Raw genomic sequence first — 4,728 nt, 5'->3', positions numbered from 1 at the left:
TACCTTGCGGTGATCCACGACCTTGCCCTGGGCATTGCGGACCGGCTCCGTGACCCCGACAGCCTCGCGTCCGAGAAACTCGAGCGCCACGGGGGCGCCAACGGCCAGCGGGGTCTCACACGCAACGCGTTTGAGATCGATTCCCCACACGGTCTTGTCGTCACCACGCTCTGACTGCAACGTGATGTAGTAGCTGAGGCGATTGGCCTCGTTGAACTGATAGGGTGCGCTGCCATGGGCAACAATCACCCCTCGGTGAGTAGCGCCACCGCGACGTGATGAGGCCGGCTTCGAAGAAGACAGCGTTTCATCGTCGTCGCTGGAGGCGTTGCCACCAAAGCCGATGCTGATGATGCCCAGACGCTTGAGCACCACCAGGGCGACAAGCGTCAACCAGATCCACCGGAGTGGCTCAGGCATCACCTGTGGCAGCATGATCGGAATCAGTACAGAGAACAGCAGGGCTCGAGAGCCTGGGAAAGGATTCATGGTGCAGCTCCAGTGGATAGGATCCAGGAGACACACCACTCCCACCGGGGAAGAGTGTTCCCCCGGATGGGTGGTTCGGCGCGAGGCCGAGAATTCGGAAGTAGCATCCAGCTCAGGTGAGCGCCGTCTCTCGGGATGCATTAACGGCTTTGGGAATTGCCCGAAAGCAAAGGGCGCTGCTATTGCCGTTAGCAGCGGACGTGGTACGACTTGAGAATAGCCGGACAGGACGACTAATCGCAAGGCCAAGATTCGAACCTACTCCGCCCTGCTGCTTCCCGCCCCGCCTGGTCTTCTGCTAAAGCATTGGTCTAGGTGTGTAGTAATTATGTAAACACTGCCTTACATTCGTAACATGTCAACACGAATACTGAATAAGGTGCTCCGTCAGAAGACAGCGTGGGTGGTCTGTCTCTGTATCAGCTAAGGCCGCTTACGACCCATTGCTGCCGCTCGCGGATGGCCTATCCCGGCCCACAACGGTCATCCGATGGATTGGCGAAGGTGCTGAAGAACAGTGTTCATGCCATGGGCGTGTTCCTAGCTGTATTATCTGAATAGATTTCTCCAGCCGCTTAACGAGACTTGCAGATGGAATGCTTTCGAATCGACGAAAGCGGTTACACCGGCTTCGACCTGATGAACCCCGAGCAGCGGTTACAGGGGGCAGCGGCCATCGCCATCGACGATGACCAGGCAAGGCGCTTGATCCGGGAGCACTTTCCCAAGTTGCAGGCGGACGAGCTCAAGTACCGGGCCCTGGCGCGTCGCCCAGCCAACCACCCGCGCCTGTTGGCGCTGCAGCGCGACCTGCTGACCGAGCATAAGTGCGTGACCTGCGTCTGCAACAAGCGCTTCCTGCTGCTGCTGATGTTCCTGGACTACGCGGTCGAGCCGTTCTACTACGAGCGCGGGATCGACTTTTATGAGGACGGTCAGAACTACTCGCTCGCATCGCTACTGTATGTGACGGGGCCGACGCTCCTCGGGGAAGGCGCTCTCGACCGGTTGCTGTCATATTTCCAGCGCGCAGTAAAGGAGAAAAGCCCCGCTGCACTTACCGATCTGGTCGAGGCCGCTCGAGCCTCGCGATGGCGGGAACTGCCGGAAGCGCTAGGCCCCTTGGCGCAGTTTGCGGCGCCGGAATGCCTGCAAGCGATCGCCACCCCCGGCGTCACCACAGACGCCGCCCTCTTGGTGCTGCAGTCGCTGATCAGCCGGATGGAGTCTATGGCCGATGGCCCCTATTGGGCCGAGCATGATCAGTCCAAGAACCTGCTCACCTACCACGACTTGCTGCAGCGCTACATCCGCCACGACGACGCGATCACGTTTCGCCAGTCGGAGATCGCGAGCATCACCTTTCCGCTCAAGCTCCAGTCGGTGACACAGGTCGACTCCAAAACCAGCCCTGCGGTGCAATTGGCGGACGTAATGATCGGCGCGGCCATCGAGGCGGCGAACACTCTCACGGGGCAACGCGCCGGGACGCTGGATGCCCAGCAGGTTATGGCCCTCTATGCAGATCATCAGTTGATCCACATGCTGCCTTCGATCGATTTCGAGGAACAGAAGCGCTTCCGCCAGGGAACCCAGGCGGCGCAGGCAATCGACTATTTCGCCGAGAAGTTCCATAAGCCATAACAGCGAATGGATGTAAAACCCGACCGCGCGTCACGGCGCGAGAGGCCGAGCAACAACGCCACAGACGCGGCCAAAAGCGTCTTCCTGTTTATAGAGGGGACTGCATGGCAAGCATTCATTCGGAGTACCACCGCTTCCTTTCGCACCTGGCGCAACGCGAAGTGCAGGACGACGTGCGCCGGCTCGCGCACTTGGTACTCGACCATCTGCAGCCACTTGCCGAGGTCGGCGCCGCGCGTCGCGGGCGGTCCACTCGCCTGGCGCCGCTGGCCTTGGGGCATCTGGCGCAGATGCCTGTCGCGTACGACGGTGATGCACGAGGGCCGGAATCCGGGCCGGCGATCGGCCGCCTGCACCAGCTCGAAGTGGGGCCGTTTCGCGGGTTCATGCGGCAGGAGACATTCGACCTAAGCCATGACATCACCCTGGTCTACGGCGCAAACGGTACCGGTAAGAGCAGCTTCTGCGAGGCGCTGGAAGTGGCAATACTGGGCTCCATAAGCGAAGCGCAGGTCAAGAGGGTAGACCAGCGCACCTACTGCAACAACGCCCGCCTGCGTCGCCATGTCGCGCCGGTGCTATCGGCCAGGGGGGCAGACAAAGAAGAGGTCGTGCAGCCCGACGAATCCCAGTACCGCTTCTGCTTCATCGAAAAGAACCGCCTCGACGACTTCGCTCGCATCGCAGCACGGACCCCGGGCGATCAGCGGCAGCTCATCGCAACCTTGTTCGGCGTGGATCAGTTCAGCGAATTCGTGCGCGGCTTCAACCCGTCGCTCGATCAGGACCTTATGCTTGCCGGTGCTCAGGCATCTCAACTTGCACAGCGTCGCCTGCAGCTGGCGAACTCCGAGCAGATAATCGCTGCCTACCCGCAAAAGATCGCAGGGGTCGAGCATCTGGAGCGCGCGCTAGCGCAGCGCATTTTGCCTGATGCGACGTACCAGGCTTGCGTCGACTGGTTGCTCGGTACCCCGCAGCAACAAGGACGGCTGCCGTATTTACAAGCCCAGCTCGATGCAGCTCCGCCTGCCGTCCACGAAGTGACCCAGGCCCGCCTGCAAGCACTGCTGGCAGATGCTTACCGGACCGATAGCCTCTGGCAGGAGTCGTCTGGACAGCTCGAGGCCCGGGCCGGCGAGGTGTCGTACGCCAAACTCTACGAAGCGGTATTGGCCCTGGCCGACGGGGCGACCGCCTGTCCCGCATGCGGGACAGGGCTGGCCGCTGTGGCGCAGGACCCTTTCGCCAAAGCGCGCGCGGGTCTGGAGCAGCTTGCACAATTGGCCGCCCTCCAGCAGCGCGAAGGCGCACTCCGGGCAGAGTTGAGCGAGGCAGTGCGAACGCTGTGGGACGAGATGCGTCGTGTGGTTGCGGTTGCCACCAAAGTGTTTCCAGCGGAGTTGCAAGCGGCAGGCCTGCCTCAGCTACCCCCGGCCTCTACGGGCAATTGGCTGGGCGCGTGGGTCGACGGTGAGAGACATGCTTGGAACGGTCTACTGCGGATCGCCGAGATCATCGAACGCTTCGATGCGCAGGCCCGCGGGGTGCATACCCAACGCGCAGCGCTGGCCCAGGAACGGGACAGGCTGGACCGGCATCGGTTGGAGGTCGAACGGCTGCGGACGATGCGAACGACAGCCGACGAGGAACTGGCCGCGGCCCACCAGACCGTGGCCCAGTTCGACGAGGCGAACCGCGAACTGATCCAGGCCGTCGCGGAAGAAGTGCCGGTGGTCGCGCACCATCAGCGGGTCAAGGCCGCTTATGACGGCTTTCTGCCCGAGATCCAGAGCTACTTGGCCGCGCTGCCGGGCCTGCTGCTACAGGGTCTGGGGGAACAGGCCCGCAATCTGTACAATGCATTCAATCGCGGTGATCCTCCCGGCGGCGTGCTGCATGCGCTGTGGCTGCCTGTGGCAGAGAATGGCAAAATCGAGGTGGAATTCGCTGGCGAACCGGGCGTGAGGTACGACGCACTGATCGTCTTCAGCGAAGGACACATCAAGTGCCTAGGCCTGGCGATTCTGCTGGCCAAGAACATCGCGCAGGGTTGCCCCGTGGTCATCTTCGATGACGTCGTCAACGCGATTGATGATGAGCATCGTGATGGCATCTGGCGTACCTTCTTCGAGGACGGTCTGCTGGATGGTAAGCAGGTCATCCTGACTTCCCACGCCGAGGAGTTTCTGCATCGCATCCAGCAGGAATTGGGTGCGCGCCGCGCAGCGGCCATCAAGCGCTACAAGTTCTTACCGCATCACGGCGAGCATGAGCTCCGCGTCGACAGCAACCCGCCGGCAAAGAATTACGTTCTGCTGGCCCAGCAGGCATTGGCAGACGACGAGAAGCGCGAGGCGCTGCGTCAGGCGCGGCCCGCGCTGGAGAGCCTGACCGATCGCATCTGGACCTGGCTGGGCCGGCGCGCCGACGGTCGCATCGAGCTCAAGCTCGGAGGCCCCCACTCACCGTGGGAACTGAACAACAAATGCGGCAAGCTGCGGTCAGCTGTTGGTCACATCGCAGGTCAGTATGCCGGCGCCACGGAGGTCGTCACCACACTGGACCGCCTGTTAGGCGTCGGTTCGGGAAGCA

At 62.1% G+C, this 4,728-nt stretch carries 3 protein-coding genes; 2 read left to right on the top strand and 1 reads right to left on the bottom strand.

Translation table 11 applies throughout. From position 1 onward, the window contains the following. Window positions 1-489, bottom strand: a 489-nt coding sequence (locus AC3AYF_RS13920) for a hypothetical protein (RefSeq protein ID WP_487779880.1), incomplete at its 3' end; no start/stop codon positions are given. A gap of 591 nt (window positions 490-1,080) precedes the next feature. On the opposite strand from AC3AYF_RS13920, the gene AC3AYF_RS13915 reads away from it, so the two are divergent. After that, a complete protein-coding gene (locus AC3AYF_RS13915; RefSeq protein ID WP_295040138.1) occupies window positions 1,081-2,133 on the top strand; it encodes a DUF3800 domain-containing protein in 1,053 nt (350 codons plus the stop codon). 104 nt (window positions 2,134-2,237) lie between these two features. Further along, a partial coding sequence (locus AC3AYF_RS13910; RefSeq protein WP_295040140.1) for an AAA family ATPase occupies window positions 2,238-4,728 on the top strand: 2,491 nt, incomplete at its 3' end.

The sequence above is a fragment of the Salinicola sp. genome (assembly GCF_982684285.1).
This window is presented reverse-complemented; position numbering and strand designations above follow the sequence as displayed.

Bases quoted from the DNA above. Each gene is read 5' to 3' on its own strand.
- AC3AYF_RS13915 (WP_295040138.1), top strand. From the start codon at position 1,081: ATGGAATGCTTTCGAATCGACGAAAGCGGTTACACCGGCTTCGACCTG.